At 66.6% G+C, this 3,100-nt stretch carries 2 protein-coding genes and 2 pseudogenes; 1 reads left to right on the top strand and 3 read right to left on the bottom strand.

Annotated elements, in window-relative coordinates; genetic code table 11:
• Positions 1-148: pseudogene (locus AC1DBN_RS21280) on the top strand (IS481 family transposase); the annotation flags it as partial.
• A gap of 141 nt (positions 149-289) precedes the next feature.
• On the opposite strand, the gene AC1DBN_RS21285 reads toward AC1DBN_RS21280, so the two are convergent.
• The 3 genes and pseudogenes from AC1DBN_RS21285 to AC1DBN_RS21295 all read right to left on the bottom strand — a co-directional run.
• Positions 290-772 carry a hypothetical protein gene (locus tag AC1DBN_RS21285; RefSeq protein ID WP_314216423.1) on the bottom strand — a complete coding sequence of 161 codons (483 nt, stop codon included), beginning with the start codon at positions 770-772 and terminating at the stop codon, positions 290-292.
• The gene (locus tag AC1DBN_RS21290; protein WP_091718861.1) at positions 769-1,959 is read right to left on the bottom strand and encodes a serine/threonine-protein kinase; all 1,191 of its coding nucleotides are present in this window, start codon (positions 1,957-1,959) and stop codon (positions 769-771) included. Before AC1DBN_RS21290 ends, AC1DBN_RS21285 begins: the two co-directional genes overlap by 4 nt.
• A 301-nt stretch (positions 1,960-2,260) precedes the next feature.
• Positions 2,261-3,100 (bottom strand): annotated as a pseudogene (locus tag AC1DBN_RS21295) (hypothetical protein); the annotation flags it as partial.

A 3,100-nucleotide genomic window follows, 5' to 3' on the forward strand; every position in this document is an offset into this window, starting at 1 on the left:
CTACGCCAGACCCTACATAACAGAAGCCGAACGCGCCGCCGCCTACCCAGACTGGCTACACGCATACAATCACCACAGAACCCATACCGGCATCGGAGGCAAAACCCCCATCAGCCGCGTTCACAACCTCAGTGGGAATTACAGCTAGCGGCGGGCTGCTGCGGCAGTTTCACAAGAGAGGCGGTGCCCCGGATCTGTTCCGGGGCACCGCCTCTTTCTTGTGCCGCTCACAAAGTGGAGAGCAGCGCCCAACGTCCCTTCCGGCGTCGTACGCTGCATTGGCGGGCCGCTATCCGCTGCCCTTACCCTTGCCCGCGTTGTCCTTCTTGCCCTTGTCCTCACCGGAGGGCTGCACCGTGGACGGCGCGGGGGCTTCCTGGGCGGGCGGGGTTTGCTGAGCCGCTTGTTCGGCCGCCTGGCGGGCCTCCTCTTCGGCCCGGGCTTTGGCCTGGTCGGTCTTGGCGATGGCGTCGGTCAGATCGGCCCGGACTGCGGCGGCAATGGTGGTGATGCTGCGGCGGCGTTCGTCCGAGATGCCACCCTTCGACTGTGCGTTCCCGAGTTCGGTTTCGAGGCCTTCCAGCGCACTGAGGGCGGTGGCGGGATCGTTCTGCGATGACGCCTGCGTTACCTCAAGCACCCGTGCCTGCAACTGCTTGGCGGCATCGCGCTGGAGCCCCGTTTCGCCGGTCCCGCAGCCGGCGAGCAATCCGGCGGCCAGCATCGCCGCGGACCAGCGGACGGTCAGCGCCCCGTGGTTTCCAGGGGTCACGGTTCGACGCTCTTCTGCAGTTCCTTCAGGTGATCGCCGAGTTCCCCGGTGACAGTGGGATACGGCACGACGTCGGCGGGAGACTGCGTGGACAGGGTCAGGATCACCGCGGCAACAGCAGCCGCCACCACTATGAGCGTTAGGATCACCGCGAGCCAGAAGCGCTTGGTGCGGGCCCGCGGATGGAGGTTCCTGGCTTCAGGTTCCTGGGTCTGGGTTGAAGCTGCCGCTTCCCGCAACTCGTCCACTGACTCTTCCGCGGTGATCGACGGCGGGTGGAACGGCATGGCCGGCAGCACCCTGGTGCTTTCGGGTGCGAGTTCGCCGGGTGTGGAAGCGGGTGAGACGAGGGCTTGGCGCAGGGCGGTCTCGATGTCCGCGGCGGATGGGCGCTCCAGGGGTTCGACGGCAGTCATCGAGCGGAGGAGCTGCGCCCACTCTGCGGGGAGGTCGTCCGGGATCTCGGGTGCCCGGTGCAGCCGGGCCACCGCGGACTCCACGGCGCCGCCGGGGTATTCGACGGTGCCCTTGATGCATTCAATCAGTACGAGGCCGAACGAATAGATGTCCGTGGCACCGGAGAGCGGTTGGCCCAGCGCCTGTTCCGGACTGAGGTACGCGGCAGTGCCCACCATGGTTCCGGTGGTGGTGAGGCGGGTGGAGTCCGCGATCCGCGCAATTCCGAAGTCGGTGAGCTTGGGGCGCAGTGGTTCGCCGGGGCGGATCTGGACCAGCAGGATGTTGGCAGGTTTGATGTCACGGTGGATCACGCCCAGCCCATGGACGTAGGCCAGGGCGTCTGCGATTCCGGCGCCGATGACTGCCAGTTCTTCCAGCGGGACACGGCTGTGGCGGATGCGGCCGCGGAGGTCCTGGCCCTCCACGAGCTCCATGGTGAGGAACGGCCGTGGCTCGTCCGGGATCCGGGTATCGATGCCGGCGTCGAAAAGCGTGACGAGTCCGGGGTGGTTCAAAGTGGCCAGCAGCTGGATTTCCGCTTCCTGGCGTTTCAGTTCCTCGGTGTCCGGGGCCTGCGGGGCGAAGAGCTTAAGGGCCACGTCACGGCCAAGGTTTTCGTCCCGGGCGCTGTACACCGAAGACATTCCCCCGCGGCCAATGACCTCATTCAACCGGTAGCGACCGCCGACAACCTCGTTCGTGGTGGAGCTGGGCGATTCCGCCACCATGTCCCGTCCCTCCCGGTGCGATGCGGCACTGTCGTACTCAAATCATACCGGCGGAGGGGCTGCCCGGCGATTGACCTTGCGTTTCGCGGCGCACACACCGAGGGTCCGGCGGCGGAACTCCAACATCCGCCGCCGGACCATCGGCCACAAGGACATGTGTGCTGATGACATGTTTTGCGTGCTTTTTGGTTTCTGTGTTGTGGTCCTCCTTTCCTGCAGCCCGTGGAGTGCTGCCGCTTCAGGCGCGATTCACGGACGCTTTCCCACTTTGGTCAGGGAATGAAACGCAGGTGTGTGTGTGTCAGGAAGTCCTGCGCTTGCGGAGCACCAGGAGCCCGGCGGCCAGGAGCAGCAGGGCCAGCGGGACGAGGGAGGCGTCCAAGCCGGTGTTGGCCAATGCGGCCGCACCACCCTGGGCAGGAGCGCTTCGCGGTGTGGTGTCGGCGGCGATCACGCCACTGACTGCTGTTGAACCGGCGGGAGCTACGGAGATGCCGTTGGTTCCGGCCGTGCCTGCGCCGGTGGTGCCGGTGCCGTTGCCAGTTCCGTTGTCGGATCCTGCGCCGGTGCCGTCGCCGGTGCCGGGGTTTTCAGTACCCGGGGTGCCTGTTCCGGGATCCACGGTGCCAACGCCGCCGGTGTTGCCGTCGCCCGGGTTCTCCGTGCCGGGGTTTTCAGTACCCGGGGTCACCGTGCCGATGCCGCCGATGCCAAGGTCTACGCCCAGGTCAATCCCGAGGTCGATGCCGGCATCCACTCCGCCGGTGTTGCCGAGGCCTAGGTCGATGACTGCGTCGATGGCAGTATCGAGTCCGCCGTTGCTGGAGGTGCCGTCCGTGGTTCCGGTGTTGCCGAGGCCGAGGCCGAGGTTGACGTCTGCGTCGACGACGGCGGTGAGGCCGTCGTGGGTTGCACCGTTGATGCCGGTGACGCCGCCGAGGTCCACGATTGCATCTGCGGCCACTGCTACATCAGTGGCCGTGCCGTCCGTGGTTCCGGTGTTGCCCAGGCCGAGGTTTACGTCTGCGTCGACGACGGCGGTGAGGCCGTCGTGGGTTGCACCGTTGGTGCCGGTGACGCCGCCGAGGTCCACGATTGCATCGGCGTCCACCGCTACATCAGTGGCCGTGCCGTCCGTGGT

It is taken from the genome of Pseudarthrobacter sp. 10T415, assembly GCF_056394175.1.